Here is an 18,701-nt window from a genome sequence, read left to right on the forward strand (position 1 = left end):
TCACTATCCAACTATAGGCTATCTCCTTACTGGATAGTAAAGGGGGAATTTTTATTCTTCACTGTCCCCTAGGGTTACAGCTTATAATAATTGATAAAAACGAAGGAATGATGACTTTATGGAAAAGCTTTTGCAAATTAGTGACTTCGCCAAGCTCGCCAATACTAACCGGCGAACACTAATTTTTTATGACGAATCTGGATTATTTCATCCCCATACCGTTAACGATGCTGGTTACCGTCTTTATAGCTATGACCAACTGTACCAAATTAGCTTTATCTTAGGGCTCCGTGAATTAGGCCTTTCCATCAATGAAATTAAACAATACTTACAAGAGCCTGATAGTGCTGTTTTGAGTAAACAACTACACCAATTAGACGCCAAGATTGAACAACAGATCCATCATTTGAAACAGGTCCAAATGACTATTCGTCAACGATTAGTACATCCCCAAGTCATTAAGCAAGCGAAGCTTTACCAACCAATCATTACCTACTTGCCAGAGGCTTCTTTCTGGTGTTCAGACTATTCGGTTGACTGTACCGTTGAAGAAATGGCCAACATTTTTTCAGATTTCTATTCTAAATTAAATATGAGTATGGTCACCAATAACCTCCGTTCTGGATTCAAAACTAACCTTCGTCAACCAGTCGCTGACCAGTATGCCAACGCTGGCTTTCGCATCATTAAGGAGCAGAGTATTCCTGCTTTAAACTACGATTTACCAACAATCACTAAGTCCGCCGGGAATTACATTGTTGTTAAGGTCAAGAACACTTCTCCTGAAATCGAAAAAGGGCTCACTTTAATTGCAGATTACTTAAAGAAACACCAGCTCGACTGCACCGGTGAATTGTGGCAAATCAACATCGGTAATAAAATTGAGAGAGCTGGTTTTACTGCAACTGGCCTTCTAGAATATCAATTGAAAGAACAGTAAGGCGATCATTATGTCTATCGAACAGCGTGTGTTTGCAAAATACCGCCCCGATTTTGCTAAATTCAAAGCAGCCGGGTTTTACCAAAAAGGGTCCTCCTACCTCCTAAAGCAATCATTCTACGACCACCAATTTCAGGCGCAAATAACTGTATCTGCATCGGGAAAGATTACCGGCAAAGTGTTGGACCTTGCTAGTGGTGAAGAATACCTCCCATTACGGGCCATTCACGTCGGCGCTTTTGCGGCGCAGGTTAAACAAGCTTACATTGATTTATTACAGTCACTGGCTGACCGCTGTTTTATTAAGGAACCATTTCACTCACCACAAGCCAACCGCCTCGCTGGACGAATCAATGCTTGCTACCATGAGCAACCAGAATTCATTTTTAAGATTGCTCCTGATTATGGCGTCTTTCGTGAACCCCAAACTCAAAAATGGTATGGACTAGTAATGAATATCGATTACCATCGTATTCCTCATTATGACCACCCCTCACACCAGAAAGTCGAAGTAATGGATTTACGAATTCACCCTGTTGATCGGGCAAAGTTATTAAAACAGCCGGGAATTTACCCGAGCTTTCATCTCAAAGGGAAAAATTGGCTAAGCGTAATTTTGGACGATACAGTATCGGATAATGATATTTTTCAGTTAATTAAGGCTAGTCGGGCAATCTTAACGCAGCCAACCACCTGGCTGGTGCCGGCCAACCCCAAGTATTACGATATTATGCACGCCTTTGACCATACAGATACGATTATTTGGAAACAATCAACTAGTATCCGGGTTAACGATACGGTTTTACTATACGTTACCGCGCCTATTAAGGCGATTGTCTATGAATGTCGAGCTGTTGAAGTTAATATCCCCTATCATTATCAAGGTAATGAAATTAAGATTAGCCATGTCATGAAAGTCCAACTGATTCGTCGTTTCCCACCTGATAAATTCACGTTTGCGTTTTTGCAGCAACATGGGATAAAAGCAGTGCGTGGTCCCCGTCATTTACCAGCCTCGTTAGTTAATATCATTAAATAATTTGCAAAATCATTCATCATTACGAATAAAAATAAATGCCCTTGACTGGTTTTTAATCGGTCAAGGGCGTTTGCGTAATTATTAGTTTTCGTCTAACACCACAACGTGTTTGCCAATAAATTTACCAGATTCCAAGTTTGCCTGTGCTTGGCCCACTTCTGCTAAGCCATGGTAAACTTTCGCGATTGGCACTTGAAGATCCTGCTTAGCAATTTCCGCCAAAACTTTGTTAAAGGCTTTAGCGGGAAGGTCCTTTGCTTCACCAGCATAACTAGTCAGGAAAACACCTGTTGGAATCATAAATGGAGAAAAGTTATTAAAGGTCCATTGTCCATCTAGCGCACCCGTAAAGCAGGCATAACCGCCTTGGTGGATCAATTTTAGATCATTAAACAACGCAGAGAAACCCACTAATTCAAGCATCTTATCAACGCCCTGAGGTGCAATCTGCTTTATTTCTTTATAAAGGTCGTCATTATCAAGTAGGGCATAATCAGCACCAAATTTTTTAAGGATTGCTAATTTATCTTCGTGACGAGTAGTCGTAATAACAGTAGCCCCCATCATTTTCGCAACAACGGTCGCCATTAAGCCTACCGTTGAAGAACCACCGTGAATAAAGACTACGTTACCCTTCTGCAGGTGCAACCCTTCCACTAATGACCCATAAGATGTCTGCAGCATCTCTGGTAAGGCTCCAACAACCTTCCATGGTAAGTTAGTTTCTAGTGGGATCACATTAGCTTCCTTAACTAACGTATATTCAGCATATGAGCCATCAATTGCACGTCCCATGCCGCCCATCATCGTGGCCACTTTTTGACCGACTTTTAATGAACTTCCTGGGTTGACTTCCGCAACAACCCCAGCTCCTTCAATCCCTAAAATTCGGGGGTAGGTAAAGTCAGAGGAAGATTGACCCTTCCGACTCGTTACTTCGGATTCGTTAACACCAAATGCCTTCACCTTAATGAGGACATATCCCTTTTTCAAGACCGGTTTAGCAACTGTCGTCGGTTTCATTTCACTTGTTTCGCATGGTCCGGTTAATTGCACAGCCTGCATCGTTTCTTGTGCCATTTTATCAATCCTTTCTTTATTCTGCTTTGACAATTTCTACTGTAAGCTGTCTAGTAAGGTCACAGTCAAGAAAGTGATTAACATTGAACTGCTATTATCTATTCAGAAAGTCAGCCACTAATTCCAGAATTGCTGGCCGCTGGGCGCCAACAAACATGTGTCCTTCTCCAGGAACCAAATGAAGTTCACTCTGTGGCAAAATAACATTATATTTACGGGAAGCTTCTGGTGACACAACCTGGTCATCAGTACCGTGAATCAGGAGCGTTGGCTTAGCAAAGTGTTGAGCCGTTTCATAAATTGGCATTAATTGGGCTGTCCGGAAATAGTCACCCCCAACTTCAAAACCGTGAACATTAACAGATAACGGAATGTGGTTAGGGTCATACGTACTTCCCTGACATTCTCCATTGAGAGCATCATCTTTTAAAGTCGCTGCTGGCGCTAATAGAACTAATTTTTCAATTACATCCCGATAATAGGCAGCTAACATGGAGGCAACCACCCCACCCTGGGAATGACCAATTAAGTAAATATGCTGAGCCTTCATCTTCGTCCGGGCATAATCAATAATCTTCATCCCATCCAACAATTCAGAAAAGACCGTCATGTCTTCAAAACGACCAGTACTCTTCCCACTACCATCAAAATCGAAACGAAGCGTTGGAATACCATGATCATTTAAATAATGTGATAAAGCATATAAAATTTGGCTATTATCATAGCCCAAGTCACCTTTGAAACCATGCATTAAAATGGCGACCGATGAATTCTGGACCTGGTCAGTCCCTTCCAGCAAGCCGTGGAGTTTCAGGCCATCACGTTGAATAAATACTTCCATTATGTTCACCTCAATTAATTATTATACATGAGCTGCTAACTACCTCGAAACAGCTTGATGTTTGATGGATTTTTCTCGTTCCCGTTACCGTAATGATGACAATGAAAACTTATCGTTACGCTCTTCTTTTTAGCTACCGAAAATTTTTCAATATTTTTTAAAAAAGTAGTTGCAATTTATAAAAATACGGTTAAAATACAATTAAAGATTTCAAAAGCGATGAAAAAGAAGAGTAAGTAATTTCCAATCTACCAGTGAGTCGGTGATAGTGAGAGACCGATAGCACCTGAATTACCGAAAAACACTTTTCCCATGCTACTAACCCAAATAACCCGTCTTAAAGTAGGCTTAGTCGTCACCGGTACGTTACCACGCCGGAAGAGTATGAAAGTACTCTATGAGAAGGTCTAAAAATATTTTAGGCAATTTGGGTGGTACCGCGGAACAAAAGCCTTTCGTCCCTTAGATGTTGGGGATGAAGGGCTTTTTTATTTATCCTCGATTCTAAACATATAAAGGAGTGCTAATTATGGCTGATTTAATTATTCCAAAGGACTACGATCCAAAATTATCTATTCGTGACACTGAAGCAGCAATTCGCTTCATCCGGGAAAACTTCCAAGATGAATTCGGTCAAGAATTACACCTGCAACGAATGTCTGCCCCAATGTTTGTTGAAAAGAGTACTGGTTTGAACGATAACCTTAACGGTGTTGAAAAACCAGTTTCCTTTGACATGAAAGATATGCCTGGCGACACCATCGAAGTTGTCCACTCACTAGCTAAGTGGAAACGGTTAGCCTTAAAGAAATACGGCTTCGGTATGCATGAAGGTCTCTACACCAACATGAACGCCATTCGGAAGGATGAAGATCTTGATAACTTCCACTCCATTTATGTTGATCAATGGGACTGGGAAAAGATTATTGCCAAGGAAGAGCGGACGGAAGAAACCTTGAAGTCAACTGTTCGGCAAATCTTCAAAGTAATCAAGCGGATCGAAAAGGAATTATGGTATCTCTACCCTGACGCTGTTTACCAATTACCAGATGAAATTCACTTCGTTACTACTCAAGAACTAGAAGATCGCTGGCCAGACTTAACCCCAATGGAACGGGAAGACAAGATTGCTAAGGAAATGGGTGCCGTCTTCGTTATGAAGATTGGTGATAAATTGAAGCGTTCTGGCAAGCCTCACGATGGCCGGGCACCTGACTACGATGACTGGAGTCTCAACGGTGATATTATCTTCTGGTATGAACCATTACAAAAGAAGTTGGAAATCTCTAGTATGGGGATCCGGGTTAGCCCAGAATCGATGAAGTACCAATTGGAACAAGCTGGTGCTACTGACCGTGAGAAGTTACCATTCCACAAGATGTTGCTCAACGGCGAATTACCATATACAATTGGTGGAGGAATCGGTCAATCACGGCTGTGCATGTTGTTGCTTGGTAAAGCCCATGTTGGCGAAGTTCAAGCAAGCATTTGGCCTGAAGACATGCTCAAGAAGTGTGAAGCCGCTCATATTCAAATTCTATAAAATAATTGATTAAGGGAGATTATGATGGAAACTATTACAATTAGTGAATCACCAAAACATGTCGGCGAAACAGTCAAAATTGGGGTTTGGCTAACTGACAAACGTTCTAGTGGTAAGATTGCTTTCCTGCAATTGCGTGACGGAACTGGCTTCTTCCAAGGAATTATCCGGAAGAACGATGTTGACGAAGCCACTTTTGACCTCGCTAAACATGATTTGCACCAGGAAACGAGCTTTATTGTTACTGGTGAAATTGCAGAAGACAAGCGTTCTAAGTTTGGTTACGAAATTCACATCAAGGATATTAAAGTCGTTGGTGAAAGCGAAGACTACCCAATTGGTAACAAGGATCACGGGATTGACTTTCTGCTTGACCATCGTCACTTGTGGTTACGTTCTCGCAAGCCATGGGCATTAATGCGGATTCGGAGCCAAGTAAAGTTATCCACCATGGAATTCTTTGACAAACATGGCTTTACTCAATTCGATGCTCCAGAATTAACGGCTAGTGCCCCTGAAGGTACCACCAACCTCTTCAACGTGAAGTACTTTGATGAAAATGCCTACCTATCTCAATCAGGTCAATTATATGAAGAAGCTGGTGCGATGGCATTACGGCGAGTTTACTCAATGGGGCCAACCTTCCGGGCTGAAAAGTCTAAGACCCGTCGTCATATGACTGAATTCTGGATGATCGAACCAGAAATGGCTTGGTGTCACGAAGAAGAAAGTGAACGGATCCAAGAACAATACGTGGCTTACTTGATCCAAGACTTAATCGACAAATGCCCAACTGAATTGGAAATGGTTGGTCGCTCTGTGGAAAGCTTGAAGCCATTCACCGAATTGCCATACCCACGAGTAACTTACAAGAAGGCTATCGAAATGTTGCAAAAGGGTGGCCTCGATGTAAAGTACGGTGACGACTTTGGTTCACCAGAAGAAACCTTCTTGGCCGATCAATTCAACAAGCCTGTCTTCATCAAGAATTACCCACGGGAAATCAAGGCTTTCTACATGCCAACTGACCCTGAAGATGATCGGCAAGTTATCTGTGCTGACCTCTTGGCCCCAGAAGGCTATGGTGAAATTATTGGTGGTTCTGAACGTTCATACGATTACGAATACATCACTAACAAGCTGGAAGAAAACGGCTTAAGTAAGGAAGACTACGGCTGGTACGATGACTTACGGAAGTATGGTTCTGTTCCTCACTCCGGATTCGGGATGGGGCTTGAACGGTTCTTGGCTTGGGTAACCTTGCAAGACCATATCCGTGAAAACATTCCATTCCCACGGATGTTGAACCGGTTGCGTCCATAATTAAATAAACTAGGAATTAACCTTTTCAAGAGCCTGGTGGGCTAACTACGAAGGCTCTAGTTAATTCCCGTGATTAGACTTGGTAAGTTCAAAACTACTAGTAACATTTAAGAGGATGAGAAAAAGTATTTTTGCTTTTTCTCATCCTCTTTATTTTGTACTTATTGAATTTCCGACGTTCCCTTTCCCCAGTAAAAACCTTGCTGGAAAACGTTTGACTGGCCAGCAAAAGTTTTGGCAAGTTGTTCATTGGCAATACCTTCAATTACGAAATCAAGGTGGTGCTTCCTAGCGAAAGTTAACCATGCATTTACAAAGCTTTTCTCAATTTCATGATCTTCGTTTTTAAACAACAGGAGCGACAATTTAATCCGCTTAATAGCGCCCAGCTGACGAACAATAAAGGCATAACTGTTACTACCCGCGCAGACATCATCAATTGCTAATTCAAAGCCGATTTTCTCAAGGCGGTGAATTTCGTCATCTAGGTAGTCCAAACTATGAATTGTTTCCCGCCGTTCGGTAATTTCAATAGCAATTTGCGAACCATATTGATTATACAGGTCGGTCAAAAACCGCCAAACACTTTCAAATTCCATTTGGCATGGTTCGAGGTTAATATATATTTTTCTATTAGGATGGCCGTCAAGTGCATTAACCAATGCTGATTGACTTATCGCAATCCACCGTTCATTACCTTCCAGAGTCGTTAAACTATTTAAAAATTCCATCCCCGGGAAGGATTCCGCAGCGTCACGCATCAGCATTTCATAAGCATCTATCTTGGCATTCATGGAACCATCAACCTGTAAAATGGGCTGAAAAATATTATGTAATTTATTTGCATTCATTGTAATGTTTCTCACCCTACTTATCTTAGCATTGACAACTATATTAATTCCCTTAGTCTGTTCCTCTTTTTGCAAGCTTATGATGATGATCAGTCACAATCCAGCCACGACCATTATTTTTAACAATATACAACATCTTGTCAGCACGCTTCAAGGTAACATCTAGCAGTTCACCTTTCAAATGATTAGTTAAACTACACGAAAAACTAATTGTTATCTTGATCCCTTCTTTAGTCACCACCGGGTTTGCATTGAAAGAATTTTCAATCGATTGCAGTAAACTATAAACTTCATCAATTGAATGATTAGAAACCACAATACTGAACTCTTCCCCACCGAAACGATACACATAGCCATGGTTAGGAAAGGCATGGTGAATCTGTTCACGCAGGACCGTTGAAAAGTGATTTAAGACTTCATTACCGACAAAGTGACCATATGTATCATTGATTGCCTTAAAGTGGTCAATATCGAGACCCCCAATGACAATATTACGGATGTCCTTATTCTCAGTTAAGGCGCTAATTTCCTGACTAAGTGCCCGATAACTAAGCAGTCCAGTTAGGTCGTCACGTTCACTTTCCCTTTGTAACAACTTAATCTTTTGTTTATTTTTAATCTCACTTTCGTAACGACGCCCTTCAAAGACGAGAATTACTATCAAACCAAGTGTTGCCGCTGAGATGTTAACGGCCAAAAAGTGGTGCTCAATGCCTAAAAAGAACAGTTCAATCATGCCAAGAATAACAATTGCTAAAGTATAGCGGATCCGAATTGATATCTTTTCCCACCTAGTTAAAATCCCACACAAGATCAGGAAAACAACTGATTCAACCAGCCAAATCCACCAAGTATTAATTGATTCAAGTCTCATCATCACTTCTATAACATTCACAAACGGTGGTGTAAGGAACAACAGCCACCACCAGACTTTATTTTGGTTATTCCGAAATAACATTGTGATCGGCACGACCTGCATAAATGCCACTGCCCCAATATTGATTAAGGAAAGTTGTAGTAAACAAAATTCCTGAATGAAGTAAGTAATAATAACAACGACGGTCAAAATGAAATTAGCCATGCGATTTCCCTTAAATGATCCCCAATATTGTTCAAAGTAAATCTGGCTAATAATCATCGAAATAACGATTATCGGTAAGTAGATAATCGCATCAAAGAATTTTACCCCCAAATTCATTTCACCTTTTCATATTAATTTGCAATAACCTTCAAATTTTACTGCTCCTTAGAGATTTAATCCAGTGACCGGGGAAATAAGATCTATCCATATATACTCATTTTTACTATTTGAACATCTATATTACAGTAATTATACTATTACACCATTTATGACTAATTTATGATATAATTTTTCGCGTGATTTTTAGTTCAATCTAATTAGGGGGAAGGTAATGGGATCACTACTGTCCCATTACTTAATTAATTAAACAATGAATAATAAAGCACACAGAAGTTATCGTGACCGCTATTTTGAAAAAGGTCATTGGGGAATGAAAATTGGGCAATCAGTGGTAATGCTACTAAGCTGGGTAATACTATTTATCCCCATCATTATCACTAGTGCCACGTATATCGCATACTGGACTCATGGTCACCACGGCCATTTTTTCTGGTACTATGCTGAAGGATTTCAGGAACTTAACTTCCTGGTAATCTTCCTAACATTTGCTCTAGGCATGACCGCCGTTTTTTGCTTTGCGATGGGTTACATTCAAATTCAGCGATCCCGTGGACTTGTCGAAAAATGGCCCATGTTTGATATGAGCAAGAATCAACGGGAACGACGAACTGCTGAAAAATTCATGACCGAACGTTTTGGTGATGAAGATCAGCGCCAATCTTACCGTCGCTACACTGTTAAGCCGGAACAGAACCTAACCAAGAATCAGCTTAAGGAAATTATTAATAGCGAAGAAATGGAGGTTCATAATTAATGGCCTCTAATATTATGAACGAAGCCTCCCAAACTTCTTCACCATGGATAACGGTTATATTAGTGATTAACTTAATCCTTTGTCTCTACCCTATCCTCGGAGCGATGTTCTGGTTCTTTGGTGCCCTATCATACATGTCTTTTCGTCATAATGAAGAGCTTGCACCTAACACCAAATTAGAAAAAGAACCGTTTATCACCATCATGATTCCCGCTCACAATGAAGATATTGTGATTCAAGGTACTCTTGAATACTTATTGAATGAGCTTAATTATCATAATTACGAAATTTTAGTAATGGATGATGGTAGTACTGATCGCACTCCAGAGATTTTAAAAGAGATGCAGGCACAATACCCTCGTCTACGGGTAATCAGGATTGATGAAAATCAAGGCAAAGCCCATGCTTTTAATATCGGGATCTTCTTTGCTAAGGGTGAATACATTCTCAGTAACGATGCGGACACAATTCCTGAGCGAGATGCATTGATGAAGTACATGCGGTACTTTACCAGTCCACGCGGCATTAACTATGCTGCAATCACCGCTAACATGGATGTTTATAACCGTTCCACGCTATGGGGCAAGTCACAAACAGTCGAGTTCTCAAGTATTGTCGGGATCATTAAACGTAGTCAGACGGCCATAAATAACACAATGTACGCTTATAGTGGTGCTAATACAATGTATCGACGCGACTTCTTAATTGACGTCGGCGGTTTTCGTCAGGATCGAGCAACAGAAGATATCAGTATCGCTTGGGACCATACCTTCATGAACGTCACTCCCAAATTTGCGCCTGACATTGTTTTCCATATGAACGTTCCGGAAACTTTCCACGACCTTTATAGGCAACGCAAGCGTTGGGCTCAGGGTGGTACTGAGGTTTGGTTGACCAACTTCACCAAGATTATCCGTCACCCGTGGCGTCACCGCTTCGTGATTCCTATGCTAACTGATACGACATTATCGATTATTTGGTCATTCTTTTTCTGGATTACCAGTATTATTTTTATCCTTTTGATGACCTACTTTGCCACTACTGGAAACTATGAACGGGTTTGGCACGGAATTGTCATGAGTATGATTTTCGTGACCTTCCAACTAATTGCGGGGCTTTTTCAGGTCCTCGCTGCCCTAATCCTTGACTTTAATGGGGCCAAGCTTCGTTATTTACTGTTCTCACCGATCTACCTTCTCTTCACATGGATCGTTAATCCATTGACCATCGTTACCACCTTCCTCAAAGCCGTAAAAACAATTTTAGGCTATGGTAGTGGTAAGTGGGTCAGTCCCGAAAGGAAGGCTAATAGTAATGACTGATTTAACAATTTTCTTGTGGTGGATCTTCGTGATCTTCACCCTTATTTGTATTCTATTTTGCATTACCGCTCACTTCCGCTATCGGAATAAAAAGGGCATTGATCAGGATCATGACTTTTCCAGTAAATACAAATATTTTGGTCAACCAATTTATGATCAGCAGCATTCGCTTCGCGGGTATGAATTACTACTCCGCGAATTTGATCCTCATCAAAACAAGTGGCAACTGCCAAAAGATGTGGTCAACTTTCCGCTCAGTAAAATGGTCCACACAATTCGCCAGATTGATCCCCAAATTACTGAATCAATTCAGGTGTTGGCCCTTAACATGACGGTTAGTCAAATCACTGATTTTCGGGCTAATTACTTCTTCAAATGGGTGTTGGGTGTGATTAATAAGCAACAATTATCAGTTGAGCTTGATGCTTATGATATCCGCAAAGCTAATCTGCTCCAACAACGCCGAATGCTTTCTGTTCTGAAAAGTCTGAATCACGACCACGTTAAAATAACCATTGAAAATGTCGATTCATCCAAAAAGACTTACCAAATGTTGAAAAAGTTCCTGCCATTTGTGGACTACTTTAAATTCAATATCCACTCGTTTAAAAAGTCACGAAACCATTGGATTGATATTACTCTGGCTCAATGGCAACGTTTAATTAGCAAGTACCACATTACGTCAATCGTCGGTAAGGTCGAAGCCCAGGAGCAGATCCTCCTGGCTAACCAATTGAACATTAACCTGCGGCAGGGTTATGCTTTAGGTCGTCCTGGGAAAGTGTAAGCCTATTTGCTTTTTATATTAAGTCATGATATATTAACTACAATTAAATATCGCTACCTGGTTCCCCGGAATCAGGAATAATAGCATCCAACTTTGTCTCGTTAGGGCTTCCGTATGGAAGAGAGATAAGGTTGGATGCTTTTGCTTTTAAGGAGGAATTGTGAGCGATGAAAATAGTAGTAAAGAAGTTAGCAGAATTAAGCAGTGAAGAATGGTGCGATCTTGTTGCAGAACGGATTAAGGTTTTCGTGGTGGAGCAACATTGTCCCTACCAAGAAGTTGACCAGGATGACCACCATGCTTACCACTTGGTCTTGAAAGATGGCAAAAATAGTTTGGTTGGCTATACAAGAATTTACCGGCGAAATGACGGTAAGGCGACATTTGGTCGGGTTCTTGTTCCAAAGGAATACCGGGAAAAAAACTATGGTCGTCAGTTAGTCCAGGCAACAATTGACGAGGCTCATAAACTCTTTCCCCATGAGAATATTCAAATTCAAGCCCAAGCTTACCTAGAAAACTTCTACCATTCTTTTGGTTTCCAACCGATCTCTAAAATCTACTTGGAAGATAATATTCCTCACTTAGATATGTTATTGAAAGGAGCAAACTAAGATGATAAAACCAACTGCTTATGATAATTTTGAAAAGCTCACTTGTACCACTCAAATAGCGGAAGTTAAAAACGGCTACTATGCATTTAACGAGACTGTTTTCTATGGTGAGAAAGGTGGTCAATTAGCTGATCACGGAACCATTAATGGTTTACAAGTGATCGACCTGAAATGGGACCATGGAACGCTTTACCATAAGGTTGGCGGTGATTTACATAACCCAATTCATATGCAAGTGGACGCCCAAACACGATGGATCAATACAACTGTCCAAAGTGCTTTCCACCTCTTAGATGGTTATTATGCTCATCAGCCAATGAAGATAATAGAAGTAAGCGCCAATCCGGATAGTGAATGGTATATTGTCGATACCAAACAGATTACTACTCAACAACTAGCTGATGTGGAGCAATGGATGAATGATGTCATCCATCAAGATATCCAAACTAGTTTTAGCTATGTTAAAGGTAGTGAATATCCAGATAAAGCTTACCAGAAGTACCCTGTCGTGCGGTTAGTTCATTTTGGTAATATCAACACACAGCCTTGTGGTACCTGTCATGTTAACCATACTAGTCAGTTGCAAAGCTTTGCCATTATTGGCACGGCCAAGGTTTCCACAGGTACTAAAATCTACATCACGGTCAACCAGGTAACCACCGACCGTTTAAAGAAAGACGAACAAGTATTAAATGACGTGGCAAATAAATTAAGTATCAATCGTGAACAAATCTTACCTGGTATTTCTGACCTACAGGCAAAAAACAAAAAATTAAAGAAGCAACTGAAGAATTACCGCCAACAGTTAGCAAGGATAACTATCCAACAAATTATAATGAAAAACCAAGCCGTTAATCACATTCACATTAGTAATACCAGTGATTTATCGATATTGGCACCACAATTACTTCGCCAGATAAAAGAAACCAAGCTTATTCTTGCCCAATTTGAGAATAAAACCTACTTTGCTATTGTCTCACCACAAAATATGGCCCGTGACATTTTAGCTAGGTTCCATCAAGCTGGTGAGATTCGTGGTGGGGGCTCCGCACAAATCGTTACAGGCAATACATCAGTATCAGGGGAACAATTGTCAGATCTTTTTAAGACAATCCTGTAATGCTTCCTCAACCATTTCCCATTAACTTGGTAATAATATGAGTCTGAAGAGTTTATCAAGGAACAAGGTGACTATTAATGAAAGCAGTTGTTATCTACCAAGCTGGCCTGACAAGCTAATTTATCAAGATGTCCCCACGCCACAAGTAAAGCCTGGTTGGTCATTGGTGAAGGTGAAAGGTTTTGGGATTAACCATTCTGAGATATTCACCCGAAAAGGCCTATCTCCTGTTCATTTTCCAAGGATTCTTGGTATTGAGTGCGTCGGTGAAATTGCTGATACAACCGATCCAGAACATCTACCAGTGGATCACAAGGTTGTCTCCATTATGGGTGAAATGGGGAGAAAGTTTGACGGTTCCTATGCCGAATATGTCCTCCTACCCAATAATCAGATTTATCCTGTCGATACTAATCTGGATTGGCTAACGCTAACAACTATCCCCGAAACTTATTACATTTGGATCGTTGCTAAACCTCAAGCTCCAGAATGATGACCATGTTCTCGTCCGTGGTGACAGCAGTGGTGTTGGCATCGCCTTTTTGAACTTAGTGAGGGGGATATTCCCCAAAATAAGAGTTGTTGGGACCACCAGAAACAGCCGCAAAAAAGCGCAATTACTAGATGCTGGCTATGATAACGTTGTCACTGACCAGGATGGCCAATTGCAAACTGATCAAAAATTTTCCAAGGTTCTAGAACTAATCGGTCCATTAACGGTTAAAGATAGTTTCAAGGATACCCTTCTCAGTGTAATTATCTGCAGCACCGGTGAACTCGGCAACCAGTGGTACTTAGATCATTTCGATCCTATTACGGATATCGCCACCAATGGTTATTTAACCAGCTTCTATTCTGGGACAATTAATCAAAAAAAGCTAAATCAACTTTTCGACACGATTGAAAAATACTCCATTAGCATCAAATCAGAAAGGATTTTCTCACTTAAAGAAGTACCTGATGCTCATCGCTATCTAGAAAGTAGCCATAGCTTGGGAAAAGTAATTGTTTTAAATAATCATAAATAAAATCCTGTAGAGTATCTCAACTTTGCAGGATTTATAGCTCTTTATAAATCAATAATCTCTGGTTCAAAATCAATGGCCTTTAAGAACTTAAACAAGTCCTTGGTCTTGATAAAAATCGTATGCGTATTTTCGTTGGGGTGAAAGGTTTGAATTGGTTCATCCACGATATCCTTATCAATATAGACCTTAACGTTATGGTCCTGATTATTTAATAAGCCGAATGGTGAAACAATTCCTGGTTCCAAGCCCAACTCTTCTTCAAGATGTTCTGGACGGGCCATTGAAACCCGTTTTGTCCCGGTCAGGTCCATAAATTCATGGAAGTCCATCCGTTTCTTATCATCCATGATAACCATGTAGAACTTCTTTTTCTTGCCCTTCAGAAACATCGTCTTCGTCCGAACACCTTCATGCCCGGCAATGTACTTATCAGCTTCTTCAGTCGTATGAGCAGCTGGATGATCAACGACATTGTAATCATCAATTCCTAACTTTTTTAGTGCATCTTTTACTTGTTGATATGTGCCCTTTGCCATGATTATCACTCCTTAGCTACTTTTATTATAACCCTGTGATAGGCAAAAGAACACACATCACCACCACACTCTACTAAGAATTAATGGCTTCAATCATTGATCGATAAGGGATTGATGGCATGGCACCATGCTTTTGGACTGCTAATGATGATGCTTGTTGAGCATAAGTAATTGCCTGCGCAATGTTGGTCACATCGGGCTTAAGTTCAGCTACCAATGCGCCCACAAAAGTATCACCCGCAGCAGTAGTATCAACTGCTTTTACCCGGAATGCGGGCACTGTCCCTGACTGATCAAAGAGGGAATAAAAGACCCCATGTTTCCCCAGGGTGATCATCATATTTGGAATACCATGCTGACGGAACCATGTAGCGGTTGCTTGCATGGAGCTGTGGTCGGTTACTGTAATCCCAGTTAGTTTTTCCGCTTCGGTTTCGTTAGGGATAATTAAATCGGTATAGCTAAACAATGCTGGATCGAGTGAATGGGCAGGAGCTGGGTTCAAAATAGTAATCACCCCATGTGCTTTGGCTTGGCGGAATAAGTCGACCGTTACTTCTTGAGGAGTTTCAAATTGAGCAACTAAAAAGTCCGCTTGCTCAAGTAACTCATCAACCGAACCGACCATCGTCGTTGTAAGGGCTTGGTTAGCACCACCATAGACTAATATATCGTTTTGTCCACTTTCCTCGACAGTTACTAACGCACTGCCTGTGGCATGGTCATTATCGATAATAACGTGCTGCGTATCAATGTAGTTCTTCTGCAACTGTTTAAGCATTGCTCGCCCATCATCATCGTTACCAACTGCACCAATAAATGCCGTATGAGCTCCTGAGCGAGCCGCTGCCACCGCTTGATTAGCTCCCTTGCCCCCAGGAGCAATCTGCTTATCATTAGCACTGATTGTTTCGCCTGGTTGGGGGAAGTGTTCCACTCGATAAGTCGTGTCAACATTTATACTTCCTAATACAATTACCTGATTAGTCACCGGTCAGCCCTCCATTTCTAACCCTCACTTTACTTTTGTTTGCTATTCTTTTCTGATTGGATGACTTTTACAGAGAAGTAAATAACCGCTAAAGCATTGCAAATAAAGAGGATCAGGATCACCCAGCGAATCCAATTACTGATATGTAATCCCCGGTAAATTGATAAGATCAGCAAAATTAGACTAACCGGTTCAATTACACGTAAAATCCGTTTATTCTTGGTAATTTCATCAGGTGCGGTGTAGTAACTGGTATCTTTAGAATCCGTATAGTTACCATTCTCGTAGTTCTCTTTCACCTGATTATGTAAGTCATTAATTTTCATTACCTAATTACCCCTATTAATTTTGCTATCAGCATATCAAATTATCTATGCTGATGCTAGTAATGATACAAAACGGGCAGGGACTGTTTCATGTGAAACTTCCCTGCCCTTCTTTAATAAAATTGTGACCTAATTACCAGTGATTAGGCGTGGCAACGTAATCACCGATACCATCTGGATTACCGTTCCACTGGAAATCATGGTACCATAGCGAGTGCTTTTCTTGATCTAAAGCATCGATCTGTTTCATTTCATCGTCGGTTAATTGGAAGTCAAAGATATCCATGTTTTGGATCATCCGCTGCTCATGAATAGTCTTCGCAATTTCAATCATTCCATGTTGCAACCCCCACCGCAATTCGACTTGTGCAGCTGACTTGTGATGTGCATCAGCAATTTGGTTAACAACCGGGTTCTTCAGTAATGTTCCAGAGCCCAATGGCGACCATGCCTCAACTTTAATACCATGATCACGATCGAACTTAACAATCTCAGGCTGGTGGATGTGCGGATTAAATTCAATTTGATTAACTGCCGGAACCACTGTTCCATGATCCATCAAGTCAGTCAACCGTTCATTATTAAAATTAGAAACACCAATTGCCCGCGCTTGACCATCTTTCAGAATAGCTTCCATTGCTTTCCACGTTTCGTTGTATTTACCATCAACTGGCCAGTGTTCCAGCAGCAGGTCAACATGATCAGTTTGTAAATTCTTCAGTTGCTCTTCAAAGGCGTGGCGAACATGGTCATAGTCGCCTTGGTCACCATTAAAGATCTTGGTAGTCAGGAAAATATCAGAACGTTTCAAGCCGTCATTCTTCATAGCAGCTTGGATACCATCCCCAACTCCCTTTTCATTTCCATACTGCTTAGCGGTATCAATTAAAACATACCCGTTATGGAGGGCTGCTTGAACAGCATGTGAGGCATCTTCAATTGTTGATTTCCAGACTCCCAAGCCAAGTTGCGGAATCTTTACACCATTGTTTAACTCAATTAGTGGCTGCATATTTTTATTCAATATTCTCACCTCTTATGATCCACCTTAACATACTTTTTTAAATTATCCCTTGACAAACGCTCATCAAGCGAGTAGATTAAAATGCAATTAGAAAATGATTATAAAAACACGTTGATAAGAAAAGTAATTATCGTATCTTCTACAGAGAGTTCTTGGTTGGTGGAAAAGAATGAAGCAACGTTAACGAAAATCACTTTGAGTGCCGAGATGAACCAATAGTAATCATCGGTGGGAGTAGCCCATTATAGCTACCATGTTTAATACAAGCGTATTGAACATTGAGGTTAGTAGTGTGAGCTATTAATGAACACAGGGTGGTAACACGCATAAGCGTCCCTCAATCCAGCAATGGATTGACGGGCGCTTTTTTTATAATCATTAAACAATCACTTTGGCAATTAGAGAGGAAGTTTTAATTATGAAATTTACTGTAGTTGGTGCTGGTGCTATGGGTCTGCGTTTCGGTGTATTACTTCAAGAAGCAGGCAATGAAGTTGACTTTGTTGAAGGATGGAAACCACATTACGACAAAATGAAGGAGCAGGGCGGTGTTTACGTTACCCGTGAACATAAGAATAAGCATCTTGTCCCAGTTAATGTGTATACTCCCGAAGAATATACCGCAACGGACGCGGACTTTGTCTTCTTTGAATTGAAGCAAATGCAAATGGATGACTTGCTCCCCCGCTGTGAACACTTCTTTAAAGATCAGTATTGTTTAACTGCCATGAATGGGATGGGGCATGTTGAAAAGCTACTTAAATACTTCCCAAAGGAAAAGCTGGTTGCCGGGACCGCACTTGTTGCCACTATTTTAACTGGCCCCGGTGAAGTTGAATTCGTTGGTGAACCAGGAATGGGAACAACCAACTGGGCAAATTATACTGAGAAGCCAGATGATAAAACTAAGGAATTGATGGCAGAACTTAAGAAAGCTAACTTTAACCCATCATTAAAGACTAACTTCATGGGAACACTGATGGCCAAGGTTGTCTTCAACTCTGTTGTTAATACTTTATGTACAATGTTTGAAATCACAATGGGTGAATATGCCAACTTCTCTAAAGCTGATGAATTATCTCGTCAATTAATTGATGAAGCCTACGATGTTTGTGAACGAGCTGGTGTTCAACTAGTTGGTACCCGTGCAGATGAATTAGAGAGTGTTAACTACGTTTCTAAAGTCGGTAACCCTCACCACTATCCTTCAATGTACCAGGACATGAGTCACGACCGTCCCGTAGAAGTTGACTACATCAATGGTTACTTAGTTAAATTAGGCCGTAAATACCATTACGAAGCAAAGACCCATAATTTTGTCACTAACTTAGTTCACTTAGCAGAAGCAACGCGTGAACATAAAGAATAGTTTAATTAACGA

The 18,701-nt window shown here is 40.8% G+C and carries 20 protein-coding genes and 2 other annotated features; of the genes, 12 read left to right on the forward strand and 8 right to left on the reverse strand.

The genetic code is table 11. From position 1 onward, the window contains the following. Positions 1-118: 118 nt before the first annotated feature. Together FD27_RS03835 and FD27_RS03840 are read left to right on the forward strand one after the other, a co-directional pair. On the forward strand, positions 119-940 hold the full coding sequence (locus FD27_RS03835) for a MerR family transcriptional regulator (RefSeq protein ID WP_057749786.1): 822 nt from the start codon (positions 119-121) through the stop codon (positions 938-940). A 10-nt stretch (positions 941-950) separates the two neighbouring features. Continuing rightward, complete coding sequence (locus FD27_RS03840; protein WP_057749789.1) at positions 951-1,979, forward strand: MmcQ/YjbR family DNA-binding protein; 1,029 nt, start codon at positions 951-953, stop codon at positions 1,977-1,979. Between the two features lie 81 nt (positions 1,980-2,060). Here the strand turns inward: FD27_RS03840 and FD27_RS03845 are convergent, their stop codons facing one another. Both FD27_RS03845 and FD27_RS03850 read right to left on the reverse strand, forming a co-directional pair. Beyond that, the gene (locus FD27_RS03845) at positions 2,061-3,059 is read right to left on the reverse strand and encodes a zinc-binding dehydrogenase (RefSeq protein WP_057749792.1); all 999 of its coding nucleotides are present in this window, start codon (positions 3,057-3,059) and stop codon (positions 2,061-2,063) included. Between the two features lie 94 nt (positions 3,060-3,153). Then, positions 3,154-3,900, reverse strand: coding sequence for an alpha/beta hydrolase (locus tag FD27_RS03850; protein WP_057749795.1), 747 nt, complete (start codon positions 3,898-3,900; stop codon positions 3,154-3,156). Positions 3,901-4,110: 210 nt separating this feature from the next. Next, positions 4,111-4,366, forward strand: a binding site (T-box leader). 63 nt (positions 4,367-4,429) lie between these two features. On the opposite strand from FD27_RS03850, the gene asnA reads away from it, so the two are divergent. Together asnA and asnS are read left to right on the forward strand one after the other, a co-directional pair. After that, positions 4,430-5,443 carry an aspartate--ammonia ligase gene (gene asnA / locus FD27_RS03855; RefSeq protein ID WP_057749798.1) on the forward strand — a complete coding sequence of 338 codons (1,014 nt, stop codon included), beginning with the start codon at positions 4,430-4,432 and terminating at the stop codon, positions 5,441-5,443. Positions 5,444-5,464: 21 nt separating this feature from the next. Beyond that, complete coding sequence (asnS, locus tag FD27_RS03860; RefSeq protein ID WP_181578086.1) at positions 5,465-6,766, forward strand: asparagine--tRNA ligase; 1,302 nt, start codon at positions 5,465-5,467, stop codon at positions 6,764-6,766. A gap of 161 nt (positions 6,767-6,927) precedes the next feature. Here asnS and FD27_RS03865 read toward each other — a convergent pair whose 3' ends face one another. Further along, entirely contained in the window at positions 6,928-7,617 is a 690-nt protein-coding gene (locus FD27_RS03865; RefSeq protein ID WP_057749804.1) for an EAL domain-containing protein, read from the reverse strand. Positions 7,618-7,669: 52 nt separating this feature from the next. Further along, positions 7,670-8,815, reverse strand: coding sequence for a GGDEF domain-containing protein (locus FD27_RS03870; RefSeq protein ID WP_235803008.1), 1,146 nt, complete (start codon positions 8,813-8,815; stop codon positions 7,670-7,672). 253 nt (positions 8,816-9,068) lie between these two features. Between FD27_RS03870 and FD27_RS03875 the strand changes: the two genes are divergently transcribed. The 7 genes from FD27_RS03875 (at position 9,069) to FD27_RS09055 (ending at position 14,443) form a co-directional block, all read left to right on the forward strand. Beyond that, positions 9,069-9,572: a hypothetical protein gene (locus FD27_RS03875; protein WP_057749809.1), complete on the forward strand. Its 504-nt coding sequence runs from the start codon at positions 9,069-9,071 to the stop codon at positions 9,570-9,572. Continuing rightward, positions 9,572-10,894 carry a glycosyltransferase family 2 protein gene (locus tag FD27_RS03880; RefSeq protein ID WP_057749812.1) on the forward strand — a complete coding sequence of 441 codons (1,323 nt, stop codon included), beginning with the start codon at positions 9,572-9,574 and terminating at the stop codon, positions 10,892-10,894. Before FD27_RS03875 ends, FD27_RS03880 begins: the two co-directional genes overlap by 1 nt. Beyond that, positions 10,887-11,681, forward strand: a complete 795-nt coding sequence (locus tag FD27_RS03885; protein ID WP_057749816.1) for an EAL domain-containing protein — start codon at positions 10,887-10,889, stop codon at positions 11,679-11,681. The genes FD27_RS03880 and FD27_RS03885 overlap by 8 nt, the downstream gene beginning before the upstream one ends. Positions 11,682-11,848: 167 nt before the next feature. Then, complete coding sequence (locus FD27_RS03890) at positions 11,849-12,295, forward strand: GNAT family N-acetyltransferase (RefSeq protein WP_057749818.1); 447 nt, start codon at positions 11,849-11,851, stop codon at positions 12,293-12,295. A 1-nt stretch (position 12,296) separates the two neighbouring features. Then, on the forward strand, positions 12,297-13,415 hold the full coding sequence (locus FD27_RS03895; protein WP_057749821.1) for an alanyl-tRNA editing protein: 1,119 nt from the start codon (positions 12,297-12,299) through the stop codon (positions 13,413-13,415). Between the two features lie 67 nt (positions 13,416-13,482). After that, a complete protein-coding gene (locus FD27_RS09050) occupies positions 13,483-13,908 on the forward strand; it encodes an alcohol dehydrogenase catalytic domain-containing protein (RefSeq protein WP_413230748.1) in 426 nt (141 codons plus the stop codon). Next, the gene (locus FD27_RS09055; protein WP_413230747.1) at positions 13,883-14,443 is read left to right on the forward strand and encodes a zinc-binding dehydrogenase; all 561 of its coding nucleotides are present in this window, start codon (positions 13,883-13,885) and stop codon (positions 14,441-14,443) included. The genes FD27_RS09050 and FD27_RS09055 overlap by 26 nt, the downstream gene beginning before the upstream one ends. Before the next feature lie 41 nt (positions 14,444-14,484). On the opposite strand, the gene FD27_RS03905 is transcribed toward FD27_RS09055, so the two are convergent. The 4 genes from FD27_RS03905 to FD27_RS03920 form a co-directional block, all read right to left on the reverse strand. After that, on the reverse strand, positions 14,485-14,979 hold the full coding sequence (locus FD27_RS03905; RefSeq protein WP_057749824.1) for a prolyl-tRNA synthetase associated domain-containing protein: 495 nt from the start codon (positions 14,977-14,979) through the stop codon (positions 14,485-14,487). A gap of 73 nt (positions 14,980-15,052) precedes the next feature. Further along, positions 15,053-15,970 (reverse strand): ribokinase, encoded by a 918-nt coding sequence (gene rbsK / locus FD27_RS03910; RefSeq protein WP_057749827.1) that lies wholly within the window; start codon positions 15,968-15,970, stop codon positions 15,053-15,055. Between the two features lie 29 nt (positions 15,971-15,999). Beyond that, on the reverse strand, positions 16,000-16,296 hold the full coding sequence (locus tag FD27_RS03915; protein WP_057749830.1) for a hypothetical protein: 297 nt from the start codon (positions 16,294-16,296) through the stop codon (positions 16,000-16,002). A 133-nt stretch (positions 16,297-16,429) separates the two neighbouring features. Further along, positions 16,430-17,320, reverse strand: a complete 891-nt coding sequence (locus FD27_RS03920; protein ID WP_413230746.1) for an aldo/keto reductase — start codon at positions 17,318-17,320, stop codon at positions 16,430-16,432. Positions 17,321-17,422: 102 nt separating this feature from the next. Next, positions 17,423-17,661: a binding site (T-box leader), on the forward strand. 77 nt (positions 17,662-17,738) lie between these two features. Between FD27_RS03920 and FD27_RS03925 the strand changes: the two genes are divergently transcribed. After that, a complete protein-coding gene (locus tag FD27_RS03925; RefSeq protein WP_057749833.1) occupies positions 17,739-18,689 on the forward strand; it encodes a ketopantoate reductase family protein in 951 nt (316 codons plus the stop codon). Positions 18,690-18,701: the final 12 nt, after the last annotated feature.

Source organism: Limosilactobacillus frumenti DSM 13145, assembly GCF_001436045.1.
GTDB classification, from domain to species: Bacteria; Bacillota; Bacilli; order Lactobacillales; family Lactobacillaceae; genus Limosilactobacillus; species Limosilactobacillus frumenti.

What these genes read in the sequence shown, in the direction of transcription:
- asnS (WP_181578086.1), top strand. Translation starts at nt 5,465, where the DNA reads ATGATGGAAACTATTACAATTAGTGAATCACCAAAACATGTCGGCGAA.
- FD27_RS03870 (WP_235803008.1), bottom strand. Translation starts at nt 8,815, where the DNA reads ATGAATTTGGGGGTAAAATTCTTTGATGCGATTATCTACTTACCGATA.
- FD27_RS03880 (WP_057749812.1), top strand. Translation starts at nt 9,572, where the DNA reads ATGGCCTCTAATATTATGAACGAAGCCTCCCAAACTTCTTCACCATGG.
- FD27_RS03925 (WP_057749833.1), top strand. Translation starts at nt 17,739, where the DNA reads ATGAAATTTACTGTAGTTGGTGCTGGTGCTATGGGTCTGCGTTTCGGT.
- FD27_RS03850 (WP_057749795.1), bottom strand. Translation starts at nt 3,900, where the DNA reads ATGGAAGTATTTATTCAACGTGATGGCCTGAAACTCCACGGCTTGCTG.
- FD27_RS03895 (WP_057749821.1), top strand. Translation starts at nt 12,297, where the DNA reads ATGATAAAACCAACTGCTTATGATAATTTTGAAAAGCTCACTTGTACC.
- FD27_RS03915 (WP_057749830.1), bottom strand. Translation starts at nt 16,296, where the DNA reads ATGAAAATTAATGACTTACATAATCAGGTGAAAGAGAACTACGAGAAT.
- FD27_RS03835 (WP_057749786.1), top strand. Translation starts at nt 119, where the DNA reads ATGGAAAAGCTTTTGCAAATTAGTGACTTCGCCAAGCTCGCCAATACT.
- FD27_RS03840 (WP_057749789.1), top strand. Translation starts at nt 951, where the DNA reads ATGTCTATCGAACAGCGTGTGTTTGCAAAATACCGCCCCGATTTTGCT.
- asnA (WP_057749798.1), top strand. Translation starts at nt 4,430, where the DNA reads ATGGCTGATTTAATTATTCCAAAGGACTACGATCCAAAATTATCTATT.
- FD27_RS03885 (WP_057749816.1), top strand. Translation starts at nt 10,887, where the DNA reads ATGACTGATTTAACAATTTTCTTGTGGTGGATCTTCGTGATCTTCACC.
- FD27_RS03845 (WP_057749792.1), bottom strand. Translation starts at nt 3,059, where the DNA reads ATGGCACAAGAAACGATGCAGGCTGTGCAATTAACCGGACCATGCGAA.
- FD27_RS03875 (WP_057749809.1), top strand. Translation starts at nt 9,069, where the DNA reads ATGAATAATAAAGCACACAGAAGTTATCGTGACCGCTATTTTGAAAAA.
- FD27_RS03890 (WP_057749818.1), top strand. Translation starts at nt 11,849, where the DNA reads ATGAAAATAGTAGTAAAGAAGTTAGCAGAATTAAGCAGTGAAGAATGG.
- FD27_RS03905 (WP_057749824.1), bottom strand. Translation starts at nt 14,979, where the DNA reads ATGGCAAAGGGCACATATCAACAAGTAAAAGATGCACTAAAAAAGTTA.
- FD27_RS03865 (WP_057749804.1), bottom strand. Translation starts at nt 7,617, where the DNA reads ATGAATGCAAATAAATTACATAATATTTTTCAGCCCATTTTACAGGTT.